This is a genomic window from Jeotgalicoccus sp. FSL K6-3177 (assembly GCF_038050175.1).
GTDB classification, from domain to species: domain Bacteria; phylum Bacillota; class Bacilli; order Staphylococcales; family Salinicoccaceae; genus Jeotgalicoccus; species Jeotgalicoccus nanhaiensis.
Window position 1 is genome coordinate 1,887,689 of the sequence record NZ_JBBOSK010000001.1, and the last position, 22,717, is coordinate 1,910,405.

Consider the following 22,717-nt stretch of genomic DNA (forward strand, 5'->3'; position numbering starts at 1 on the left):
AATTTAACCTCTGATTGCTTTTAAAGCAATCAGAGGTTACTGTATCTACTTATTTTAACTCCCGGTTCCACTTTTTCTTCCGAAAATTCATATATGTCACTGTCCTGAGTAAATATTCAAGCGGACCGTATGTGAAGTGTTTTAAATACCAGACTGCCAAAATCATTTGCAGTATATAAAAGACGATAAAAATCACTGCGCTCAACGCAAACATATCTGATCCGAACATTCCAAATCCATAGCCGTAGAATATAGTTGTTCCTATTAAACTCTGCATAATATATATTGTAAGAGACAATTTCCCCATGCTTTTCAAGCCCGTTATGAGGCTGCTGTTCTCATGGAACTGATAAATATATTTTATTAAACTCATCAGACCAAATGAGAGTATAAGAGCGAACATGAAATTAAGTGAATAGGCGATTTCTTCATTATTCATCCAATAAATTGATGATTTTAAAATGATACTTACCGGTATTAAGTAAATAAAAATTTTCGAGCTCCAGAAATGATTTGCACTTTTACTGAACCATCCTGCTTTCGATAAATATACACCTACTGCGTAAAACATTGCAGGCATTAACATTCCTATTAATAAAATCAGTACTCCGGCACCGTCTATAGCTTCCATTTCTTCAGTGAAAAACGGATCTTCAAGATTCTGTCTCGCATCCAGAATTTCTCCGTAGTTTCCGCTGCTGTATACTTCAGTTAATGCTGACATGTACTCCTGTTCATCTTCCGCACTGACAGCAGAGCCGGTATTTTCCACCGGTTCCGCCGGCAGGAAAAATGATGCTGCAGTTATTAAGATAAGACCTGCAGCAAGCAGTATAGTCACTATTCTAAAGAACCATTTTGGCAAGCTGATAAACGGTATGAAAATAATCATAGCGATTCCGTACGCAAGAAGAATATCCCCTTCCCATATAAAATAACTGTGAAGAAGTCCGAGTATAATGATTCCGGCAGCACGGCTCAGCAGTTTAAATCTTTTCCATTTCATTTCTTTATTTTTCATAGACTGAAATAGTTTATCCATTGAAAAACCAAATAAAACTGCAAATATCGGCAGGAAACTTCCTTCAAATATTACTTTAACTGTTTTAAATACAAATTCATTTATTCCATTTAAATCATAGTATTCCATATGATCTTTACCAGACAAACCAAATTGAAATATCAGCAGGTTTGCCATGAAAATCCCCAGTAAACTGAAGCCTCTGACAGCATCAGCACTTTCTATTCTTTTCATAAATTTCACCTCATTCTAATTATAAGCATCTCCCTTTAATTGAACTTTAACTGCAGCTTAAATCTTTCTTAAATCTGGACAATTTCTATAGTTATTTTTACTGGTTGCCCCTACAATTATAATGAGGTGGTATATATGTCCGGAAGAATACTCGTAATAGAAGACGATAAAGATATTCAGGAACTGATTGAACTGAGCTTATCGACGCAAACCATCGGCAATATTTACACGGCGGATAATATAGATGATGCGAAAAATCTGCTTTTAAAGAATGACTTTCAAGTTGTTCTCTTGGATTTAAATCTAAAGTCGGAAAATGGCTATCAGCTTTTAAAATACATGAACTTAGCAATTACAAAAGTATTAATTGTTACAGCCAAAGATACAGAATCGGATGTATATAAAGGATTTGAACAAGGAGCCATTGATTATATCAAAAAACCGTTTGATCCGATTGAACTCGCCTACCGTGTAAAAGCTCATATTGATCCCGTCCCTGTATTGAAGTTCGGTACTTTATCAATTAACAGATCCACAGCAGAGGTGTATAAAAACGGTAATCCGGTCCGTTTAACTGCGAGAGAATATGATCTCCTTCTTTGTTTTGCATCGCATAATAAACAGATACTGACAAAAGATCAGCTTTACACCGCGGTTTGGGGGTATGACGTTTTCGTCGATGACAACACTTTAATGGTGCATATACGAATGCTGCGCAAGAAAATTGAGGCTGATCCCAACAATCCTTCTTTAATCCGCACAATCAGAGGCAAAGGATATATTTTCAGAGGTGACGAGAATGAATAAACGATTTGCTTTTATATTCATCAGGTACATATCTCTATTTGTTGCTCTAAGTTTTCTCGTCATTTGTGCGGGTTTAATAATTTTTTTTACGGCCTTCAATTCAATTTTCTATTCTTCAGTCGACAAACTCGAAGCAGGTGATTTAATTTACGCTGTCGAGGAAACTAACGGGCATTACTCTTTCAGTGACAGTTTTCAAGAAGGCCTGGAGGAAAACGGATATAGTGCTTATCTCGTTAATGATGACGCAGATACTCTCTATCCAAATATAAACTACAATGTGAAAGACACCATATTAGATAATTTATCAAATGTTATTGCACTGCCTTACAAAAAGGGCGAACATCTTATTATGATTAAAGAAGGGGAAAATAATACTCCTGAAATTAATAATAGAGAAGATATCGATACATCCCGTCTGATAGACAGTTTATATACACATAATTATAACCGTTATAATTATCATATCGAAAATGGCAGCCTCCATTTTTTTGAAAGTATGACTCAGCAGGATTATGCATATACAGATGAATTTACCGATGGAGATATCAGGCTGTTCAAATTAATCGGTATTCTTTTTATATTAATTCCCTTGATTGTAATTGCTTTGACAATTATTATGGCCATAATACTCACACGTAAACTCAGCCGTCCTTTATTTTTTTACGCTGACTGGCTGACTCAGCTTTCAAAAGGGCTGTTATACAAACCGAGTTCTCTGCATAATCGCTGGAAAGCTCAAAAGATGTACAGGGAGCTTGATGATGCTGTTGAATCATTGAACACGCAGCTGCTCAGTGACCGGTTATACCAGAACCAGATTGACTACTATCGAAACCGGTGGCTGAGTCAAATTTCCCATGATCTTAAATCTCCGTTAACGTCTATTTACGGCTATGCGAAAGTGATGCCGCACTTCCCGGATGATCAGAAAAAGTATACTCTATTAATTTCTGACAAGGCCAAGTATATGGAAAATCTAATCGACAGTTTAAACAGCAATTTTAAACTGGAAACTGCTCAAATGGAAATCGATAAAGATATGTTCTCATTGACAGGTGCTTTAAATGAAATAGTCAGCACTATCGGTTACGATAAAATTAATATCTCTGCCGATCTTGACGATGAACATTATTACGGCAACAAACTGTATATTGAACGGATGTTTATCAACCTGATAGAAAACAGTCTGGATCACAATAAAATTAATCCTGATATAGATATATATTTAACTGATGAAAACAATGGAATCTGTATACACTACAAAGACAATGGTAAAGGCATGGACCACAGTTCTGCTGAAAACCTTATGAAGAATGGTGTAACTTCTAAAAATAATAGTGAAAATCACGGAATCGGTTTTTCTGTTATTAAAGATGCGATAGAGTTCCATAATGGTTCGTTTACTGTGGTGCCGTCAGAATCAGGCGTCCATTTCAAAATTTATTTACATTAAAAAATCCCTCCGGCTTGATGTGCACCCCTAAAGTTGAACTCCAAATTCAACTTTAGGGGTGCTTTTCTATGTCTAAAAGATATTCAATAGAATTAAAAATGAAAGTAATTAATGAGTATTTAACTGGTGACGATGGCTTCAGAATATTAGAAGCCAAATATAATATCAATCGCAGTTTAATCAGGACATGGCTCTATCAGTTTAAAAATAATGGTGTTCAAGGGTTGACCGCTGGGATGACGAGATCAGCTTATTCTAAATCGTTTAAGTTAACAGTACTACAACACCGTTTAGAACATCAGTTATCCTATCGAGAAACGGCTGAAATTTTTGATATACCGAATCTTTCCCTCATTGCGCAGTGGCAGAGCAAATATAATCAGTATGGTATTCTGGGTCTAGAAACTAAACCGAAAGGCAGGCCCTCTAAATCGATGAAGAAGAAGCCATCTAAACAGAAACGAAATAAATCAGAGACTTTGAATGAAACCGAACGTGAAGAGCTGGAACGTTTAAGAGTAGAAAATCGTAAACTTGAGGTGGCCATTGCACTAGAAAAAAAGTTACAATCCTTAGCTCGAGACAAACGAACAAAGAAATAGTCAGAGCGATAATAGAGTTAAGGGAAACAGGTCTCTATATGCTTAAAGAGTTACTTGAGGCCGCGCAAATCGCTAAAAGTGTATTTAAGTATTGGAATGACCGTTTACCTGAAGAAAATAATAAAGATACTGAGCTCGTCCAAGCCATCAAGGATATTGTGACTGAAAGTCACCGCAGATACGGTTATCGTCGGGTCTGCTTGGCGTTGAAAAAAAGAGGTATCATTGTAAATCACAAGAAAGTACTACGCTTGATGCGGCAGTATCAATTGCTTTGCGTAAAGTTTAAACATAGAAATCGTCAATATAAATCCTATAAAGGAACAGTCGGTAAAATTGCTAAAAACAAACTGTCTCGCCGATTTAAAACCGATCGCCCGTATCAAAAAGTGTTGACCGACGTGACTCAATTCAATATTTCAGCATCAGGAGAAAAACTTTACTTGTCACCGTTTATGGATGTTTTCAGTGGAGAAATACTGTCTTACAGAATCAGTCCGGCACCGACGCTCGATATCGCTGTAAAACCTTTAGAGGAATTGATTGAACAAAGACCAGAATTAGACTATCGAATGACCGTCCATTCGGATCAGGGTTGGCACTACCAGCATAAAAAATGGGTGAGACATCTTAAAAGAAATAAAACATTTCAAAGTATGTCTCGAAAAGGAAACTGCTTAGATAATTCTCCAATGGAGAACTTCTTTGGGCTGCTTAAACAGGAAATGTTTTATGGACAACAGTTCATAACATATGCAGAGCTTGAATCTGCGATTCATCAATATATTGATTTCTATAATAATGATAGAATTAAAACAAAATTAAAAGGCATGTCTCCTGTAAATTACAGGAAACATACCTTTAATAAAATAGCTTAATCAAAAAGTTCAACTTTTTGGGTTCACTACAGCTGGAGGGATTTTTCATGCTATTCCAAGTCTTTAAGATAAGGGAAGCTGCTCGGGTACTGGTAGTAGCCGTCCAAGTCAGAGTTAATTCCCGTTAATAATGTCGTATGGAAGACCGGGATTAGCGGCTGCTCGTCTATAATAATCTGCTGTGCGTCTTCGTACATCTGAAGACGTGTTTCCTCATCCATTTCTACACGCGCATTATCCAGTAATTCATCAACTTCCGGGTTGGAATATCGAGTTCTGTTTCCTGGTGCGCCTATATTATCTGAATGGAACATCGGGTATAAGCCGTAATCCGCATCGAGCGTTACTGTGCCCCAGCCGCCCATAAACATTTCATTGTCACCGTTCGCTGTATATTCCTGGTAGGCGCCCGCTTCCATTAGAGAAATCTCCAAATCCACACCTATTTCAGACAGCACTTCCTGCATGTATGTTGCAACGTCCTGGTGTGTTCTCGAATTCAGTACAACTTCCGCTGTAAATCCTTCCGGATAATCACTTGCTGCAAGATATTCTTTTGCCTGATCAAGGTCGTACTCAATTGGCTCCAGATTTTCGCTGTAGCCGTGTACTGTCGGGTTTAACGGTGTTTCCGCAACTTCGTGAATGCCCACTAAAATATTTTCGATAATCGAATTTTTATCGATTGCAGAGGCAATTGCCAGGCGGACATTTTCATCATTAAACGGTTCTTTTTCCGTGTTAAAACCTAAATACGTCATGTTTGCACTTGGGCGCTGCTGAACTTCGCTGCCTTCGTTTGCATCAACCTGCTGAACATCATTCGGATCCATCGGATAAATTATATCCGCTGTGCCTGATGTTAATTCAGCAATACGGGACTGGTCTTCCGGCACTGCTCTGAATGTAATTGATTCAGGTTTGGCAGGCTCTCCCCAGTATTCTTCGTTTCTTGTTAATGTAATGTGTTCACCTTCATTGATCTCTTCAAATTTAAAGAATCCTGTCCCTACCGGTGTACGGTTAACTTCAGTCAGCGGGTTGCCGCCTTCTTCCATTTGAGCGTAATCTGCATCGATGACTTCTTTACTAATCATATGTCCGCCCGGATGTGCAAGGTGAGCGGGCAAGGCTGCAAATGGTTCGTCTGTATGTATCTGAACCGTGTAATCGTCAATAATTTCCACGTCTGAGATTTCCGTAAAGAGGAAGGACAATGGTGACGCCACTTCCTCATCGCGCACGCGGTCGAGATTAGCTTTTACCACTTCTGCGTTAAAGTCGCTGCCGTCATGGAATTTAATCCCTTCACGAAGTTTAAATTCCCAGGCTGTATCTGAAATCTGTTCGTAGCTTTCAGCAAGCCCTGGCTCCAGTTCCAGATCCTGATTTAATTTTACAAGTGTTTCGTAGATATTAGTCATCACATAAAGAGAATAACCATCATTTGCCGCATGCGGATCAAGCGAGTTCGGCAAGGCCATAATACTAAAATCAATTGCTTCCCCGTTTCCAGCGTCCCCTTCTGTTTCCGCTACTTCTTCTTCTACATCACTGTCACTGGTGCAGGCAGCAAGTATTAATACAAATGCTGTCATTAACAGCATTGATAATTTCTTCATTATTTTTCCTCCAATTTTCTTAATGCATATTATTATACTATGAATTAATTCCAGACACCATACAATTTTAAAATAAAAAAACAGGTGAAATAATCACCTGTTTATACGCCGCGTTCTCCAATATCATTACGATAAAATAGCGCATCATTATTAAATTCAATCTGTTTAGTATTGTTATATGCAGCTTGTTTAGCTTCTTCGAGTGTGCTCCCGCGTCCCGTTACAAGCATCACTCTGCCTCCGGCAGTTTCATAACTCTCATCCTTAACGTGTCTCAGTCCGCTGTTGAATATTTTATCCTCCAGTTCATCAGGAATGACAACTGAAGAGCCCTTAACGTAATCTTTCGGGTAACCTTTCGACGCCAATATTACACCGAGCATAGAGTCGCTGCTGAATTGCAGTTCGTAAGACTCTTTATTTCTGACCGCTTCAAGCACATCGATAAAATCCGATTCAAGAAGCTCCAGCAGCACCTGGGCTTCCGGATCGCCGAAACGCGCATTAAATTCAATTGTTTTAACGCCGTCCTTCGTAATAATAGCTCCGAGATACATCACACCGAAGTAGTCCAGTCCTTCTTTTACCATTGCATCTGCCATAGGCTTAACTATTTTACTGACAGCTTCGCCGATTACATCAGCACCAATATGAGTTACAGGGGCATAGGCACCCATACCTCCCGTATTCGGTCCCGTATCTCCGTCATACGCACGTTTATGATCCTGGGCTACAATATTGAAAGGCAATGTGTACTCTCCGTTTACGAGCACCATTAAGCTGAACTCCTCACCTTCAAGGAATTCTTCGATGACAACAGGATTATCTTCACCTTCAGCAAACATTTCTTTTAATGCATCGAGCGCTTCAGTTTCAGTCATTGCCACAGCAACACCTTTGCCTGCAGCCAGACCGTCTTTTTTAATGACTATCGGTGCGCCTTCTTGTTTAACGTACTCTGCTGCTTCGATTAAATTCGTAAATGTCTGGTAGGCTGCAGTCGGGATGTCGTATTTAAACATAATTTTTTTGGCAAAAGCTTTGGAAGACTCGAGCTGTGCTTCCAGCTTTCTCGGTCCGAACACTTTCACTCCCGCAGCTTCCAGTGCATCAGCGAGACCTGCATTAAGCGGGGCTTCAGGACCGATAACTGCCCATGTAATGTTCTCCTTTTTCGCCAGTTCAACAATCCGGTCAATATCGGAATCTTTAATATCGCTGTGTACGTCAGCATATTTCTCTATACTGCTGTTGCCGGGTACTGCGTGTATGTTTTCTGTATGCTTTGACCGGCTTAAAGCTTTCACGAGAGCATGCTCCCGTCCGCCGCCGCCAATTACTAATACATTCATTGATTTCCGTCCCCCAGTATTAATGTTTGAAATGACGCATTCCCGTAAATACCATTGCGATACCATTCTCATTACAAAAATCGATTGATTCATTATCGCGTTTTGAACCGCCGGGCTGGATTATTGCTTTTATTCCGTACCGGTGTGCATTTTCCACTGTATCCGGCATCGGGAAGAACCCGTCGCTTGCGAGAACAATATTGTCTCCAAGCTCAATTGCTCGTTCCGCTGCAATTTTCAGGGCGCCGACACGGTTCATCTGACCGGCGCCGATACCGACTGTCTGTTTACTGTTGGCGAGGACAATCGCATTCGACTTCACATGTTTAGATACTTCCCAGGCAAGTGCCAATGCTTTCAGCTGGTCTTCATCAGGTTTCTGTTCTGTAACATATTCAAGAGAATCTTTATCGAGTTTCCCTGTATCACGCGATTGTACAAGGTAGCCGCCCGACACGCTGACAAATTCGTCCTGCACAGCATCTTCTGTAAAATCAACCTGCAGGAGACGAATATTTTTCTTCGCCGTTAAAATGTTCAATGCTTCTTCTGAGAAATGCGGGGCAATAATTACTTCTAAAAACACCTTGCTTAATTTTTCTGCTGCCGCTTCATTCACTATTTTATTAAGCGCAACGATACCGCCGAAAATTGACTGATTATCAGCATCGAATGCATTTTGAAACGCATCTTCCAGCGTATCTCCGGTACCGACACCGCAAGGGTTCATATGTTTAACTGCAACTGCCGCCGGCAGGTCGAATTTCTTCGCCAGCTGGAAGGCGCTGTCCGCATCCCTTAAATTGTTGTAGCTCAGTTCTTTGCCGTGGAGCACCTTGGCGTTGAGAATTGTATTTTGCTCGCCTGACGTTTTAACGTATTTTGCACTTTGATGCGGGTTCTCGCCGTAACGGAGCGTTTTTTCACTTTGTGCAAAGAAGTTTACAATTGCCTGATCATAGTCATTTGTATGACGGAACACTTTAATCATAAGCTGCTTTCTGAAATTCTCATCAAGCGCGTTATTTTTCATACGCTCCAGCACTTCTTCATAATCAAAAGGATCGACAACTGTCGTTACATGTTTGTAGTTTTTTGCCGCCGCACGCAGCATTGTCGGCCCGCCTATGTCGATATTTTCCACTGCATCACTTTCAGTCACATCCGCTTTTTTGACCGTTTCTTTAAACGGGTATAAATTCACAGCAACAAGATCAATCGTTTCTATATTATTTTTACGAAGATCTTCCATGTGAGCCGGATTGTCACGGTCTGCTAAAATTCCGCCGTGAACTGCCGGATGAAGTGTTTTGACACGGCCGTCCATAATTTCATTGAAGTCCGTTAAATCACTGACCTGTTTCACAGCAATATCAGCGTCCTCGAGAGCTTTAAATGTGCCGCCCGTGGAATAGAGCTCGTAGCCCTGTTCAATAAGCCCCGCCGCAAATTTTTCTATGCCTGTTTTGTTCGATACACTAAGCAATGCTTTCATAGTTAAACTCTCCCATTCAGTACTTTCTTCAGAGCTTCAGGATATAGTTCGTACTCTGTCTGATGTATTTTATCTTCAAGTGATTGAAGTGTGTCATCTTCTTCTATTATAACTGCAGTCTGTTCGATAATTTTTCCGGTGTCAATGCCGGCATCGACATAATGCACTGTCACACCGGTTATTTTTACACCGTAATTGTAAGCATCTTCGATACCATTTCTGCCTTTAAATGACGGCAGCAGCGAGGGATGCAGATTAATAATCCGGTCTTTATATGCATTAATAAACTCAGCCGACAATATTCTCATAAAGCCGGCGAGCACGATATAATCAACGGTAAAATCTGAGAGTGCTTCTTTAATGGCAGTTTCAAATTCCCGTTTGCTGGAATATACATCCCGATTAATAATAATTGAAGGAATATTTAATTTCTCTGCCCGTTTAACTGCGAATGCATCCGGCGAGTCAACAATCAGTACTTTAATATCAAATCCGGATTCAGCACTTTTTAAAGCAAGGTTTTCAAAATTAGAACCGCCGCCGGAAGCAAATACCGCAACATTACTGACCATTTATTTTAATTCCCTCTTCAGCAGTGACTTCACCAATCACGCTGCTCGTATAATCGAAGTCTTTCAATATATCGAGTGCCGTATCCGCTTCTTCTTTTGGCACGACAATAATAAAGCCGATGCCCATGTTGAAGACATTATATGCTTCTTCCTGTTTCATCCCGCTTTGTTCGAGCAGCCAGGCGAGTACTTTCGGCACTTCAATATTCGCAACGTCGAGACTCACACCCAGTGTTTCAGGCAAGGCTCTCGGAATATTTTCAATAAAACCGCCGCCGGTAATGTGACTCATCGCTTTTATCGTTACTTTGCCTTTTAATGCTTTAACTTCCTGCGCGTAAATACGCGTCGGTTCAAGGAGCAGATCAAGCAGCTTGTCGCCATCCAGCTCTGCAGTCACATCAATTTGATTATCTGCAATAATTTTACGGACCAGGCTGTAGCCGTTTGAATGAATGCCGCTTGAAGCGAGACCGATAATTTTATCGCCGGCTTGAACAGATGTTCCGTCGATATACTGATCTTTCTCAACTGCACCGACAGCAAACCCCGCAATATCATATTCACCTTCGCCGTACATTTCTCCCATCTCGGCAGTTTCCCCGCCTATCAGCGCGCATTCAGACTGCACACAGCCTTCCGATACCCCTTTAACAATCTCTCCGATATGTTCAGGAACCACCTTGTTAACAGCAATATAATCAAGGAAATATAACGGTTCTGCGCCGGTCGTAATAATGTCGTTTACACACATTGCAACAGCATCGATGCCGATCGTATCGTGACAGTTATAATCGATGGCGAGCTTCAGTTTCGTGCCGACACCGTCAGTACCCGACACAAGTACAGGGGAGATCATATTTAACTGTGACAAATCAAATGCTGCGCCGAAACCTCCAAGACCGCCGATAACTTCGGGACGCATAGTGCGTTTTACATGTCCTTTCATCTGTTCGACCGCTTCATATCCGGCATTAATATCGACACCGGCTTTTTTATATTGTTCAGACATCGTTATACTCCTTTCGTTTTTGCATCTTTTTCCTGAGGTAAGAGACCGTCAGTATTTTCAATCGGATAATTCCCTGTAAAACATGCATCACACTCACCGCGTGAGCCGTATCTTTCATACACTTCATGCATTCTTTCAACAGATAAATAAGTCAGTGAATCCGCACCGATTTCTTCCCGTACTTCTTCAGTTGATTTCGCCGATGCAATAATTTCCGCATGCGTCGATACATCTATACCGTAATAACACGGGTTTTTAAGAGGAGGAGATGAGACGCCCATATGAACTTCTTTCGCTCCTGCTTTTTTCAATGCTTTCACGATAAATTTACTCGTCGTTCCGCGGACAATTGAATCATCGATAACAATTACGCTTTTGCCTTCTACTATATCCCTGACCGGTGACAGTTTCATCCGGACTGCGCGTTCACGCGCTTCCTGTCCCGACGCGATAAAAGTCCTGCCGACGTAGCGGTTTTTTAATAAACCTTGTTCGCCGGGGATACCCGATTCATCGCTGAACCCTTTTGCTGCTGCAAGACTTGAGTCCGGCACACCGATTACAATATCCGCTTTAACATCCATTTCTTTCGCCAGCTCTTCGCCGAGGGCTTTACGGATTGTGTACGTTGAAGTACCTCGGAATTCTGAATCTGCACGGGCAAAATAAATGTATTCCATAGAACACATATTAGGATTCTCAAAATCTGTGTAGCGGTCAAAATCAATACCGTCGTCGCTGATTGTAATGAGCTCTCCCGGTTCGATATCACGGATATACTCCGCACCGATTGCTGTAAATGCGCAGGTTTCGCTCGCCACACAATAAGCACCATCCAGAATACCAAGCATCAGCGGGCGTACACCGTGGTCATCCAGGGCAATTGTCAATGCATCTTCATGTAAAATAACAAAGGCAAATGCACCTTTCAGCTGCTGAAGAACAGTTTTAATTCGCGCTTTTCTCGTCGGACCTTTCGCCCGTCTTAACAGATGTGCAAACACTTCGGAATCTGAAGTCGTCTGAAAGATTGCACCCTGGTCTTCAAGTGCCCTTCTGATATGGAGCGCGTTAACGATGTTGCCGTTATGCGCAAGACCGAGATCACCGATATGACTTTTAAATAAAAACGGCTGAACGTTTGATAAAGCACTTGAATCACTTGTTGCATAACGGACATGACCGATTGATTTTGAAAATGGTCTCAGTGATTCAAGCTGGGTTTGAGAGAGTGCTTCAGTCAGAAGACCCATACCGCGTGCCCCGAACAGATAGTCACCGCCGGAAGCGACGATACCCGCCCCTTCCTGACCGCGGTGCTGCAGGCTGTGCAGTGCCATATACGTTAATTCGCTGGCTTCGGGGTGCCCCCAAATACCAAAGAGACCGCATTCTTCATTTAGTCCTCTGAGTTCATACATGACGGGATTGCCCCCTCCCATGCGTTTCTGACATCTGATAATTCACGGTTAATTTCAAAATCCTGTGCTTTCACAACAAATTTACTGCCTGTTAATTTACCAATTTCAACTGCGCCTTCGATATCAAGTCCTGACGGTGCTGCAACAAGATAATTCGAAGCACCTTCTGCAAAGAGTAAGTCTTTACGGACATCGACATTTACTTCAAGACCGACATTATTAAAACTTGCAAGCTGAGCGAGCTTGGCAATCAGACCGCCGCGTCCAAGCGGAGCGATTTTATTGATTTCCCCGTTAACAAGTTTTTCACGCAGCATCATTCCGCGGCTGTATTCGAGCTCAAGATCGATTGACCGTGTTGTCTGACGGATTGTGTTTTCAAGAAGTTTTTCAAGCTGGCTGCCCGCAAATGACGGTGTTAATTCACCAACTAAATATAAGGCGTCGCCTTCATTTACACTTTCATGGGCCAGCTGATTAATATTGTCGATTAAACCGACCATACCGATAATCGGTGTCGGCAGGATCCCCCCTGTGCTGTGTTCGTTATACAGACTGACATTCCCTGAAACTACAGGTGTTGATAAAGCAAGACACGCTTCGGCCATCCCTTTAGTGGACTTGTCCAGCTGATTGTAAATTTCAGGTTTTTCCGGAGATCCGTAGTTCAAACAGTCCGTCATGCCTAATGGCATGGCACCTGTTGCAATAATGCTTCTGAATGTTTGTGCAACGACTTCTTTCCCGCCGTTGTAAGGATCGGCAAAGACATACCGGCTTTTGCCGTCAAGCACCATACTTACAGCTTTGTCAGTACCTTCAATCTGAACGATACCCGCACCAAATCCTGAACCTTGAACAGTGTTGCCGCCTGCCGTACTGTTAAAGCCGTTATAAATATATGATTTATCTGCAATGGTCGGGTGCGTCATTAATTTATCAAAAGCAGTTTCTAAATCTTCATTGCTGTAATCGGTGCGCGCTTCATCCTCTTTTGGTTCTGTTCCTTCTAAAACATAAACAGGTGCATCGTCAGACAGCGGAGCCACCGGCAGGTCTGCATATACTTCATCTTCGTAGTAAAGTGTCAGACGGTCGCCTTCAGTGACTTCACCGATAACTGCTGAGTCGAGCTTCATTTCTGTAAACATATTTAAAAACTTATCTTCAGATCCGTCTTCAACGACAAGCAGCATGCGTTCCTGTGTTTCCGACAGCATCATTTCGTACGGTGACATATCTGAATGTGTCACAGGTACTTTATCCAGATAAAGATTCATACCTGAACCGCCTTTGTCCGCCATTTCGGCGCTTGAAGAGGTAAGTCCGGCTGCACCCATATCCTGAATGCCGACAAGCTCTTTCATCTCGATTGCCTGCAATGTTGCTTCCATTAGAAGTTTCCCCGCTTCAGGGTGGCCTTTTTGAATTTCCGGACGGTTATCATCGCTCAGTTCTCCTGATGCAAAACTTGCACCATTGATACCGTCTCTCCCCGTTGGTAGACCAACGTAGACCACTTTGTTGCCAAGCCCTTTTGCTGTTCCTTTTTGAATCTTATCATGTGTAATTAAACCGACACCCATTGCATTCACAAGCGGATTTTCATGATACGACGCATCGAATTCCACTTCGCCTGATACTGCAGGCAGCTCCATCGTATTGCCGTAATCTCTCATACCATCTATGACACCCTGAAGCAGCCACTTGTTCTGTTTGTTATCCAGCTCGCCAAATCTGAGTGAATTCAATAAACCGATTGGACGCGCACCAATAGAAACGATATCACGAACGATACCGCCTATACCGGTTGCTGCACCCTGATACGGATCTACAGCTGACGGATGATTATGAGATTCCACTTTAAATACAATCGCCTGATTATCACCGATATCCACAACACCCGCACCTTCTCCGGGTCCCATTAAAACATGTTCTCCTTCAGTCGGGAACTGCTTTAAGAATGGTTTTGAATGCTTGTAAGAACAATGTTCGCTCCACATCGCAGAAAAAATACCGGTTTCAGTATAGTTAGGCTCTCTGCCTAAAATTTCGTTAATCTTATCGAATTCCGAATCTGTTAAACCCATTTCTGCGTACAGTTTTTGTTCTCTAATTTCCTGATTTGTCGGTTCATTGAATTTCATCTTAAATTTCCTCCAGCTTATTGTAAAATTTAGTATGCGCTTCAAACAGTGCGTCGGATAAATACAGGTTACATATTACTGTGATTCTTTTTCAAAATTCTTTTTCAATTTTATAAGCTCCATGTCAATATCATCAGTCAATATTGTGACATGTCCCATTTTCCTCGCCGGCTTGCGGTCTGATTTTCCGTATAAATGAACATTCCATTCAGAATAATCAAATAATTCAAGGCCGAGGCGATCCAGATCTTCACCTAGCAGGTTCATCATAATTGCATCCTGGTGCTGATAAACTTCAGGCAGCGGCTGGTTCGTCACGCTTAAAATATGTGCATCAAACTGGCTGATATTGCATGCTTCAATTGTGTAGTGCGCTGAGTTATGCGGCCTTGGGGCAATTTCATTGACGTAGAGTTCTCCTTCTTTATCTATGAAGAATTCGACTGTAAATACACCAACGAATAGCATCGCATCCATAATTTTTTTCACTTCGGCTTTCGCCTGTTCAAAATAGGCCACTCTGGCCGGAGCAATCGTACGGTATAAAATCTGGTCGCGGTGCAGGTTTTCCTGAAGTGGGAAATAAACTATTTCTCCGCCGGCGCTTCTTGCCGCAGTCAGTGATACTTCTCTTTCCAGGTCAATATATTTCTCAACGATAAATTCCCTATCTTCAAACGGAATATTCTCAGCAGTTAAATCTTCTTTTGAACCGATATAATACTGTCCCTTGCCGTCATAGCCTCCCGTTGCCGTTTTTACGATTAAGGGATAGGAATATTTATCTGCAAAACTTTCCACGTCGCCCCTGGATGAAACATTTTCAAATGGGACAATACTCGCACCCGAATCTCTAATTGCATTTTTCTCACTCGTGCGGTTTTGTAATGTTAATACAGTTTCAGCACCTTGGGGCACGTAATAGTCAGATACGAGATTTCTTAAAATATGAGCATCTATGTTTTCAAATTCATAAGTAACGATATCAGACATATCACTTAATTTAACCAGTGCTTCTTCATCGCTGAAGTCGGCCTGAATAAAAGTATGGCACGTACTGCGTGCCGGCGCGTCTTCAGATGGATCCAGCACTGCAACTTTGTAACCCATTCTCTGAGCGCTCTGTGCAAGCATTTTCCCAAGCTGGCCTCCGCCAATAATACCGATAACAGACGGCGGATATAAACGTTTACTTAAGGTCATTTTGCATATCCTCAACTTTCTTTTCGAGACTTTTCGTATATTCAGAGAGCTTCTCAAAAACTGCTTGATCCGACATTCCAATCATTCTTGCTGCAAGGAGTCCGGCATTTTTAGCACCAGGAATACCGATAGCCTGTGTGGCAACCGGAATTCCTCCCGGCATCTGAACGATGGACAATAATGAATCCATGCCTTTTAAAGATTTAGATTCGATAGGTACACCAATTACAGGTGCATTTGTTAAAGATGCAATCATTCCCGGCAGATGTGCAGCACCGCCTGCTCCTGCAATAATAATATCGATGCCTTCTGACGTTGCATTTTTGGCATATTCAACCATCATCTCCGGTGTACGGTGAGCACTGACTACTTTTGTCTCATAGCTTATTCCGAAATAATCCAGCATTTCAGCACTGTGTTTCATAGTGGACCAGTCCGAAGAACTGCCCATAATAATACCTACTGTCATGTTGTATGCACTCCTATTTTGACGAACATTATTTATAATATTAATTATAATGTGCGTATTTTAAATGTCAATGGTTAAACAAGAATGAATATCGTCCGTTTTTAAAGTGTTTTCCCTTTGAAAACGCAAAAAACCGGGCAGCAGCCCGGTTCTAATTTTTATATTCTTCATTATTAATATCAGTAATAAACATATGTCCCGGCGCATGACTGATTAAAATTTCAGGCTTTGCTTTTAATACAGCATTTTGAGGTGTGACACCACACGCCCAGAACACCGGAACTTCATCTTCTGCAATAGCAATCGAATCTCCGTAATCGGGATTATCAATATTTTCTATTCCGATTTCTTGAGGGTTTCCGACGTGCACCGGTCCCCCGTGCATGTTTGGAAAGTCATTTGTTATATTAATTACTTTATCGACGAGCTCTTTTTTAAATGGACGCATGGAAACTACTGTCTCTCCTGAAAAAATGCCGGCAGGCACCGTTTCGATATTCGTTTTATACATTGCGACATTGCGCCCCTCATCAATATGTTTAATATTGATCCCCGCATCTAAAATTGCCTGTTCGAAAGTAAAACTGCAGCCGATTAAAAAGGTGACAAAATCATCCTGCCATTCATCTTTAATATCGCTGACTGTATTTGTCAGCTTACCTTTTTTATAAATGTTATACAGCGGAACATCCGTGCGGATATCCGAGTTCTGTGCATATCTGCTGGTAAACTCGCCCGCTTCAAGCACTTCAATAATCGGAACCGGCTTACTGTTGCGAAGAGCAAATAACAAGAAGTCAAAAGCATATTCTTTTGGCAGAATTGCTAAGTTCGCCTGTACTTTATCTCCCGAGATACCGGACGTCGGACCTGAGTGTTCACCTGTTCTAATCTTCATTCTTATATTTTCAGCATTCATTTAATCACCTATCCATTCCACAATTCTGCAAGACCCTGAAGCGACATAAATCCTGCGATTAATGTAACAATAACTGCGACTATACCGAAGACTATCATCCATGTCGGATGATGGTAATTACCAACGATACTTTTCTTCCGTGAAGCAAGTAATATTGCACCGAGTGTCAGCGGCAGAATCAGTCCGTTGAAAGAACCTGCGAGTATAAGCAGAGTGACCGGGCGACCGACAAATAGGAAAATTAAAGTCGATGTCGCGATAAAAACAACAATCACTATATTGTTATACCTGTCAAATACCTGATTGAACGAGCGCATAAAACTTGCGCTTGTGTATGCCGCACCAATTACAGAAGACAGAGCCGCTGCGAGCAGCACAACACCAAACACTTTCATTCCGATATCGCCGAGAGCAAACTGGAAAACAGATGCCGGCGGATTATCCTCTGATAAAACTGCTCCCTGAGTCAGTACTCCGAGGACCGCCAGGAATAAGAGAACGCGCATAACTCCAGTCGTTAAAATTCCCCAGTTTGCAGCGTGGCTGACAAAGCGCAGGTTTTTCTCACCTGTCATACCCGCTTCTATTAAACGGTGGGCACCGGCAAAAGTAATGTAACCGCCGACTGTCCCGCCGACCAGTGTAATAATCGGCAGCAGCATGGCAATTGGATCTTCAGGTAAAATTACCCGCTTAGCCGCTTCAGCGACCGGCGGCTCTGAAATAATCATGACATATGCTACGATACCAATCATCAGCACTCCGAGCACCTGTGTCACAACATCCATAACAGCACGGCCGTTCTTTATTAAAAATATTATAATTGCGAAGATACCTGTGATTGCAGCGCCTATTCTTACATCCCAGCCGAAAATTGCATTAAAACCGAGTCCTGCACCGGCGACGTTTCCGATATTAAATGCAAAACCGCCGATAACGATTAAGACAGCGACTAAGGTTCCGAGTCCCGGAAAGACTTCGTTCGCCACATCCTGCCCCCGCTTTCCGCTGACGGACAGTACGCGCCAAATGTTAAGCTGCGCACCGATATCAATAACGATGGATGCTAAAATGGCAAAGGCAAAACTCGCCATGAACTGCTGTGTGAATACTGTTGTCTGTGTTAAAAATGCAGGTCCGATTGAAGATGTTGCCATCAGGAACACCGCACCGAACAGCAGTCTGCGCTGTGCGGCTGTAATTTTCGGTTTATTTTCCATATTTGCACCCCTCAGTTATAACGTTTCGATAGAAATTCCTTTTTCTTCTAGCTGACGTCTGATTTCTTTTACAAATTCCAATGCTTTTTCTCCGTCTCCATGGACGCAGATGCTGTCCGCCTGAATATCCACGTCTTTTCCGTTGATACTTTCTACTTTACCTTCGGTAATCATACGGACAACACGTTCTGTAGCGAGAGTACTGTCGGTAATCATCGCACCTTCCTTGCTTCGTGACACCAGCGTGCCGTCATCTTCGTAGGCACGGTCTGCGAATACTTCATTAATGACATCAAGCCCCAGAGTTTTTCCGGCTTTGACTAAATTATTATTGGCAAGTCCCATTAATTTTAGTTTTGGATTAAAATCTTTAACCGCTTTTGCGATAACATGAGCGAGATCTTCATTTTTAAAGGTCGCATTGTAAAGCGCACCATGGGGCTTCACATGATTCATATCAAGTCCGTATGTCCGCGCTATACCGTCCAGCGCCGACAGCTGATAGAGCATAATTGCATGAACTTCCGTTTCTGACAATTCCATATACCTGCGGCCGAAGCCCATTAAATCCGGGAATCCCGGATGGGCTCCAAGACCTGTTGAACCCGATTCTTTGATGCGTTTAACCGTCTCAATCATCACGGCAGGATCACTGGCATGAAATCCGCACGCCACATTCGCTGAAGAAATCAGAGGAATGATTTCCGCATCGTTGCCGATTGTATAATTTCCATAGCTCTCCCCGAGATCCGCATTTAGATCAATCGTTAATTTACTCAATTAAACCATCCTTTACTCAATAATATTTTCTGTATGAAGCAACTTAATATCGTAATCATTCGCTAACACTTTCGGATGTCCCAGCAGATAATACTGAAAATCTAAATTTGTCTTAACCGGTTCAATAACTGTTTCCCCGAGCACAAGTTTCAGTTTAAATAAGGCATCTTCCCGGTTATCAGCCTTCACAATAATTTTAGCAATCATCGAATCGTAATACGGCGGTATAGAATAACCGCTATAAATATGCGTGTCCACACGTACATTTCTGCCGAGGCCAAAATGCAGTTTCTCAATTTTACCCGGTGAAGGCATAAAACGATTTTCCGGATCTTCCGCATTCAGCCGTGCTTCAATGGCATGTCCTGACAGCTTCACTTCACCCTGTGTAATACCGATATCATTATTAAATGCAACATCAATCTGAGCTCTGATAATATCAATTCCGGTCACTTCTTCCGAGACAGTATGTTCAACCTGTACCCGCGTATTCATCTCAATAAAATAAAAACGCTTTTCTTCAGCTACATATAAGTACTCAATTGTCCCTGCCCCGCGGTAATTCAGTTTTGCAATCGCCTGCCGCGTCGTTTCTGTAATATCAGCACGTTCTTTACCGCTTAAAATGGTTGCCGGTGCTTCTTCAAGCAATTTCTGGTTATTTCTCTGAATCGAACAATCCCGCTCAAATAAATGGATTGCTCCGCCCTTGCCGTCACCGATAACCTGAATTTCAATATGGCGTGCTTTTGGAATGTATTTCTCAACGTACAAGCGGTCATCGTTAAAAGAGTTCTTTGCTTCTTTTTTTGCTTCATCGTACAATTTGTCCACATCTTCATCATTGTGGGCAAACCGCATACCTTTGCCGCCGCCGCCGGAAACAGCTTTTATTACGATAGGATAGATAATTTTTTTTGCCAGTTTCTTCACTTCATCTTTTGTTTTGACAATGCCGTCACTGCCCGGAATAACAGGAACACCTGCTTTTTTCATGGTCTCTCTTGCCATGGACTTATCGCCCATTTTTGCCATCGTTTCCGGTGAAGGTCCTATAAATATCAGACCGAGCTCTTCAGTCCGTTTTGCAAATTCAGGTGTTTCCGATAAAAACCCGTAACCCGGATGAATAGCATCTGCCTTACTCATAATTGCAGCCTGCAGTATATTATCGATGTTTAGATAGCTGTCAGCGCTTTTCGGTCCCCCGATACAATAAGCTTCATCTGCCAATGCAACATGAAGACTATCTGCGTCACCGCTCGAGTAGACTGCAACGCTCGCAATATTCATTTCCTTTAAAGTTCTGATAATTCTTACCGCGATTTCACCGCGGTTCGCAATTAAAACCTTTTTCATCGTCATGCCTCCTCTGGACGGACACGAAACAGCACATCACCGTATTCCACAGCATCTCCATTGGCCACAGTTATTTCTTCAACGATACCCGCGACGCTGCTTTTCACATCGTTAAATACTTTCATCGCTTCAATAAAACCGACCTGGTCCCCTTTAGAAACTTTATCTCCTTCTGAAACAAATGTCTCATCGCTGTTTTCATCTTTCTGATTGTAGAAGGTTCCGATTTGACCGGCTGTTATTTCAATCAGTTTGGAGGCTTCCTCTTCTGAAACTGCCGGTGCAGGTCGGTCTGCCGCAGGCTGTACTGCAACTTCCGCGCCTTTCTGTTCGATATGAATATGAGTATCATTTTCCGAGATGCTGAGTACAGCCAGATCTTCTTCTTTTAACAATTTAACCAGTTTTTTTATTTCTTTAAAATCCATTATTTTATCCTCCAATTAATTGCGTAATACTTAATGCATCCCGCCGTCTCGCATTTTTAAAATTAACTGATGTATTAATATATGAACCGTCAGTTAATGCCTTCAGGCTGTCTTTATACAGCTGTGACGCTTCATCTACACTTACTTCGGTAAATGTAATCTTCTCTCCCGGTTTTTTCTGGGCGATTTTTGGCAGATCGACTTTTGCGACAGTGCCAATTTTCTTATAGCCGCCTGCGGTCTGGCGGTCGGCAAGCAGAACGATCGGCTGCCCGTTTTTCGGCACCTGTATGCTGCCGAACTGTGTCGGTTCGCTCAATATATCGTCGTCATCTGCAGATTCCACCGCCGGACCTTCAAGACGGCAGCCCATCCGGTCGCTGTCTTTTGTAAGGGTATATTCACTTTCTGTAAATATCCGTTTATTCACAGAATCAAATCTGTCATTCTGCTGACCCGGGATAAAGCGTATCTCAGTATCTTCAGTCAATACTTTTGTGATTACCGGAAAATTATGTTCCACTGTTTTCCCTTTGACTAGCAAAATATCCCCCGCCTTTAAGACGCGTCCTTTGTAACCGCCCATCTTGCTTCTCGTATGAGTTGAGTAGCTGCCGAGTTCCTTCGGAAGATCGAGCCCGCCGCTGAAAGCAATATATGTACGGGCACCTTTTTTAACACCGCCGAACTTTACAATGTCACCCTTAACGAGATCAACAGCAGTTCCTGTATCAAAAGGTTCTTCGTTAATTGTCAGTTCCATCTCTGCTCCGGCAGACGACATACTCGTGCTGTGCAGTACTTCAAAGGTAATTCCGTAAAGCGTGAGTTCGAGCACGCCGCAATTATAATCATTGCCGAGCAGTGCATTCGCAAGATAATAACTTTCATAATCCATGACCCCTGCAGGGGTAAAACCGTATGATTCATATCCGTAGCGGCCAAGATCCTGCACTGTCGTAAACAGGCCCGGATTGATAATTTTAAGCGCCATCTGCTTCACCTCTGTATTCTGTCTCCACAGTATATTCACCTTTATCGTATGCTTCTTTTATGCGGTAATATTCCCGCTCGTTAATTGGCGTAAAAATAATTCTGTCCCCTGCTTCATATAAAATTGCATTGTCACGCGAGCTGTCGTACAGCGGAACCGGGGTTCTTCCGAGAAGATTCCAGCCGCCCGGAGAATCAAAAGGATAAATACCGGTCTGCCGTCCGCCGATGCCGACGGTGCCTGCTTGAATTTTCGTTCTCGGCGAGTCTAGTCTTGCTTTAAACAGCTTATCGCTGAGCCCTCCTAAAAAAGGAAAACCCGGCATAAATCCGAGCATATAAACAAGATATTCTTTGTTGCTGTGCATGCTGATTACATCTTCCGGCGTCAGCCCGTTTTCTTTAAAACGAGCGAGGTCCGGGCCGAACTCCCCACCGTAGCACACCGGTATTTTAACAACTTTATATGCGTACTCCCTGTCTTTCAATTCTCTTAATTCCAGTGCTTTTACTGCTCCTGTTATTTTTTTTGAATCAGCTTTAAGCACATCAAAATATATAATCAGACTCGTATAGGATAAGACAATATCAGTGATGCCTTCTAAGTTAAGTTCCGTTACAGCTGATTTCAGCTGTACAAGCTGTTTATTGATTTTTTCATCGATCTCGCTGCCTAAATTTACCGTCAGCGAATCTTCTGAGTATTGTTTCACTTCCATTTTCGGTC

The 22,717-nt window shown here is 42.2% G+C and carries 21 protein-coding genes; 4 read left to right on the top strand and 17 right to left on the bottom strand.

From position 1 onward, the window contains the following. Positions 1 to 49: 49 nt before the first annotated feature. Positions 50 to 1,255 (bottom strand): DUF418 domain-containing protein, encoded by a 1,206-nt coding sequence (locus tag MHH58_RS09600; RefSeq protein WP_341345763.1) that lies wholly within the window; start codon positions 1,253 to 1,255, stop codon positions 50 to 52. A gap of 135 nt (positions 1,256 to 1,390) precedes the next feature. On the opposite strand from MHH58_RS09600, the gene MHH58_RS09605 reads away from it, so the two are divergent. The 4 genes from MHH58_RS09605 (at position 1,391) to MHH58_RS09620 (ending at position 4,998) form a co-directional block, all read left to right on the top strand. Continuing rightward, positions 1,391 to 2,062: a response regulator transcription factor gene (locus tag MHH58_RS09605; RefSeq protein ID WP_341345764.1), complete on the top strand. Its 672-nt coding sequence runs from the start codon at positions 1,391 to 1,393 to the stop codon at positions 2,060 to 2,062. After that, the gene (locus MHH58_RS09610) at positions 2,055 to 3,518 is read left to right on the top strand and encodes a sensor histidine kinase (RefSeq protein WP_341345765.1); all 1,464 of its coding nucleotides are present in this window, start codon (positions 2,055 to 2,057) and stop codon (positions 3,516 to 3,518) included. The genes MHH58_RS09605 and MHH58_RS09610 overlap by 8 nt, the downstream gene beginning before the upstream one ends. Positions 3,519 to 3,586: 68 nt before the next feature. Beyond that, the gene (locus MHH58_RS09615; RefSeq protein WP_341344697.1) at positions 3,587 to 4,120 is read left to right on the top strand and encodes a transposase; all 534 of its coding nucleotides are present in this window, start codon (positions 3,587 to 3,589) and stop codon (positions 4,118 to 4,120) included. An 11-nt stretch (positions 4,121 to 4,131) separates the two neighbouring features. Further along, positions 4,132 to 4,998: an IS3 family transposase gene (locus MHH58_RS09620; protein ID WP_341346087.1), complete on the top strand. Its 867-nt coding sequence runs from the start codon at positions 4,132 to 4,134 to the stop codon at positions 4,996 to 4,998. A 50-nt stretch (positions 4,999 to 5,048) separates the two neighbouring features. Here the strand turns inward: MHH58_RS09620 and MHH58_RS09625 are convergent, their stop codons facing one another. The 16 genes from MHH58_RS09625 to pxpB all read right to left on the bottom strand — a co-directional run bounded on the left by MHH58_RS09625 (position 5,049) and on the right by pxpB (position 22,709). Continuing rightward, positions 5,049 to 6,620, bottom strand: a complete 1,572-nt coding sequence (locus MHH58_RS09625; protein ID WP_341345766.1) for a glutathione ABC transporter substrate-binding protein — start codon at positions 6,618 to 6,620, stop codon at positions 5,049 to 5,051. 101 nt (positions 6,621 to 6,721) lie between these two features. Beyond that, positions 6,722 to 7,972, bottom strand: coding sequence for a phosphoribosylamine--glycine ligase (purD, locus tag MHH58_RS09630; RefSeq protein WP_135098538.1), 1,251 nt, complete (start codon positions 7,970 to 7,972; stop codon positions 6,722 to 6,724). Positions 7,973 to 7,991: 19 nt separating this feature from the next. After that, entirely contained in the window at positions 7,992 to 9,467 is a 1,476-nt protein-coding gene (gene purH, locus MHH58_RS09635) for a bifunctional phosphoribosylaminoimidazolecarboxamide formyltransferase/IMP cyclohydrolase (RefSeq protein WP_135098540.1), read from the bottom strand. A 2-nt stretch (positions 9,468 to 9,469) separates the two neighbouring features. Beyond that, positions 9,470 to 10,039 carry a phosphoribosylglycinamide formyltransferase gene (purN, locus tag MHH58_RS09640; protein ID WP_341345767.1) on the bottom strand — a complete coding sequence of 190 codons (570 nt, stop codon included), beginning with the start codon at positions 10,037 to 10,039 and terminating at the stop codon, positions 9,470 to 9,472. Continuing rightward, positions 10,029 to 11,051: a phosphoribosylformylglycinamidine cyclo-ligase gene (gene purM / locus MHH58_RS09645; protein WP_341345768.1), complete on the bottom strand. Its 1,023-nt coding sequence runs from the start codon at positions 11,049 to 11,051 to the stop codon at positions 10,029 to 10,031. The genes purN and purM overlap by 11 nt, the downstream gene beginning before the upstream one ends. Before the next feature lie 2 nt (positions 11,052 to 11,053). Then, positions 11,054 to 12,472 carry an amidophosphoribosyltransferase gene (gene purF / locus MHH58_RS09650; RefSeq protein WP_135098546.1) on the bottom strand — a complete coding sequence of 473 codons (1,419 nt, stop codon included), beginning with the start codon at positions 12,470 to 12,472 and terminating at the stop codon, positions 11,054 to 11,056. Continuing rightward, the gene (gene purL, locus MHH58_RS09655; protein ID WP_341345769.1) at positions 12,451 to 14,619 is read right to left on the bottom strand and encodes a phosphoribosylformylglycinamidine synthase subunit PurL; all 2,169 of its coding nucleotides are present in this window, start codon (positions 14,617 to 14,619) and stop codon (positions 12,451 to 12,453) included. Before purL ends, purF begins: the two co-directional genes overlap by 22 nt. Positions 14,620 to 14,694: 75 nt before the next feature. After that, positions 14,695 to 15,822: a 5-(carboxyamino)imidazole ribonucleotide synthase gene (purK, locus tag MHH58_RS09660; protein ID WP_341345770.1), complete on the bottom strand. Its 1,128-nt coding sequence runs from the start codon at positions 15,820 to 15,822 to the stop codon at positions 14,695 to 14,697. Further along, the gene (gene purE, locus MHH58_RS09665) at positions 15,809 to 16,291 is read right to left on the bottom strand and encodes a 5-(carboxyamino)imidazole ribonucleotide mutase (protein WP_341345771.1); all 483 of its coding nucleotides are present in this window, start codon (positions 16,289 to 16,291) and stop codon (positions 15,809 to 15,811) included. Before purE ends, purK begins: the two co-directional genes overlap by 14 nt. A gap of 151 nt (positions 16,292 to 16,442) precedes the next feature. Then, entirely contained in the window at positions 16,443 to 17,210 is a 768-nt protein-coding gene (locus MHH58_RS09670; protein WP_135098552.1) for a putative hydro-lyase, read from the bottom strand. Between the two features lie 8 nt (positions 17,211 to 17,218). Next, positions 17,219 to 18,430, bottom strand: coding sequence for an NRAMP family divalent metal transporter (locus tag MHH58_RS09675; RefSeq protein WP_135098554.1), 1,212 nt, complete (start codon positions 18,428 to 18,430; stop codon positions 17,219 to 17,221). A gap of 15 nt (positions 18,431 to 18,445) precedes the next feature. Continuing rightward, positions 18,446 to 19,210: a LamB/YcsF family protein gene (locus MHH58_RS09680; protein ID WP_135098556.1), complete on the bottom strand. Its 765-nt coding sequence runs from the start codon at positions 19,208 to 19,210 to the stop codon at positions 18,446 to 18,448. Positions 19,211 to 19,222: 12 nt separating this feature from the next. Continuing rightward, the gene (locus MHH58_RS09685; protein ID WP_135098558.1) at positions 19,223 to 20,569 is read right to left on the bottom strand and encodes an acetyl-CoA carboxylase biotin carboxylase subunit; all 1,347 of its coding nucleotides are present in this window, start codon (positions 20,567 to 20,569) and stop codon (positions 19,223 to 19,225) included. A 2-nt stretch (positions 20,570 to 20,571) separates the two neighbouring features. Next, on the bottom strand, positions 20,572 to 20,997 hold the full coding sequence (locus MHH58_RS09690; protein WP_135098560.1) for an acetyl-CoA carboxylase biotin carboxyl carrier protein: 426 nt from the start codon (positions 20,995 to 20,997) through the stop codon (positions 20,572 to 20,574). Positions 20,998 to 21,001: 4 nt separating this feature from the next. Then, entirely contained in the window at positions 21,002 to 21,991 is a 990-nt protein-coding gene (locus MHH58_RS09695) for a 5-oxoprolinase subunit C family protein (RefSeq protein ID WP_135098562.1), read from the bottom strand. Continuing rightward, a complete protein-coding gene (gene pxpB, locus MHH58_RS09700) occupies positions 21,981 to 22,709 on the bottom strand; it encodes a 5-oxoprolinase subunit PxpB (protein WP_341345772.1) in 729 nt (242 codons plus the stop codon). Before pxpB ends, MHH58_RS09695 begins: the two co-directional genes overlap by 11 nt. Positions 22,710 to 22,717 lie beyond the last annotated feature (8 nt).

Bases quoted from the DNA above. Each gene is read 5' to 3' on its own strand.
- MHH58_RS09605 (WP_341345764.1), top strand. From the start codon at position 1,391: ATGTCCGGAAGAATACTCGTAATAGAAGACGATAAAGATATTCAGGAA.
- MHH58_RS09615 (WP_341344697.1), top strand. From the start codon at position 3,587: ATGTCTAAAAGATATTCAATAGAATTAAAAATGAAAGTAATTAATGAG.
- MHH58_RS09625 (WP_341345766.1), bottom strand. From the start codon at position 6,620: ATGAAGAAATTATCAATGCTGTTAATGACAGCATTTGTATTAATACTT.
- purD (WP_135098538.1), bottom strand. From the start codon at position 7,972: ATGAATGTATTAGTAATTGGCGGCGGCGGACGGGAGCATGCTCTCGTG.
- purF (WP_135098546.1), bottom strand. From the start codon at position 12,472: ATGTATGAACTCAGAGGACTAAATGAAGAATGCGGTCTCTTTGGTATT.
- MHH58_RS09690 (WP_135098560.1), bottom strand. From the start codon at position 20,997: ATGGATTTTAAAGAAATAAAAAAACTGGTTAAATTGTTAAAAGAAGAA.
- purN (WP_341345767.1), bottom strand. From the start codon at position 10,039: ATGGTCAGTAATGTTGCGGTATTTGCTTCCGGCGGCGGTTCTAATTTT.
- MHH58_RS09600 (WP_341345763.1), bottom strand. From the start codon at position 1,255: ATGAAAAGAATAGAAAGTGCTGATGCTGTCAGAGGCTTCAGTTTACTG.
- pxpB (WP_341345772.1), bottom strand. From the start codon at position 22,709: ATGGAAGTGAAACAATACTCAGAAGATTCGCTGACGGTAAATTTAGGC.
- MHH58_RS09675 (WP_135098554.1), bottom strand. From the start codon at position 18,430: ATGGAAAATAAACCGAAAATTACAGCCGCACAGCGCAGACTGCTGTTC.
- purL (WP_341345769.1), bottom strand. From the start codon at position 14,619: ATGAAATTCAATGAACCGACAAATCAGGAAATTAGAGAACAAAAACTG.
- purE (WP_341345771.1), bottom strand. From the start codon at position 16,291: ATGACAGTAGGTATTATTATGGGCAGTTCTTCGGACTGGTCCACTATG.
- purM (WP_341345768.1), bottom strand. From the start codon at position 11,051: ATGTCTGAACAATATAAAAAAGCCGGTGTCGATATTAATGCCGGATAT.
- purH (WP_135098540.1), bottom strand. From the start codon at position 9,467: ATGAAAGCATTGCTTAGTGTATCGAACAAAACAGGCATAGAAAAATTT.
- MHH58_RS09685 (WP_135098558.1), bottom strand. From the start codon at position 20,569: ATGAAAAAGGTTTTAATTGCGAACCGCGGTGAAATCGCGGTAAGAATT.
- MHH58_RS09610 (WP_341345765.1), top strand. From the start codon at position 2,055: ATGAATAAACGATTTGCTTTTATATTCATCAGGTACATATCTCTATTT.
- MHH58_RS09695 (WP_135098562.1), bottom strand. From the start codon at position 21,991: ATGGCGCTTAAAATTATCAATCCGGGCCTGTTTACGACAGTGCAGGAT.
- purK (WP_341345770.1), bottom strand. From the start codon at position 15,822: ATGACCTTAAGTAAACGTTTATATCCGCCGTCTGTTATCGGTATTATT.
- MHH58_RS09670 (WP_135098552.1), bottom strand. From the start codon at position 17,210: ATGAATGCTGAAAATATAAGAATGAAGATTAGAACAGGTGAACACTCA.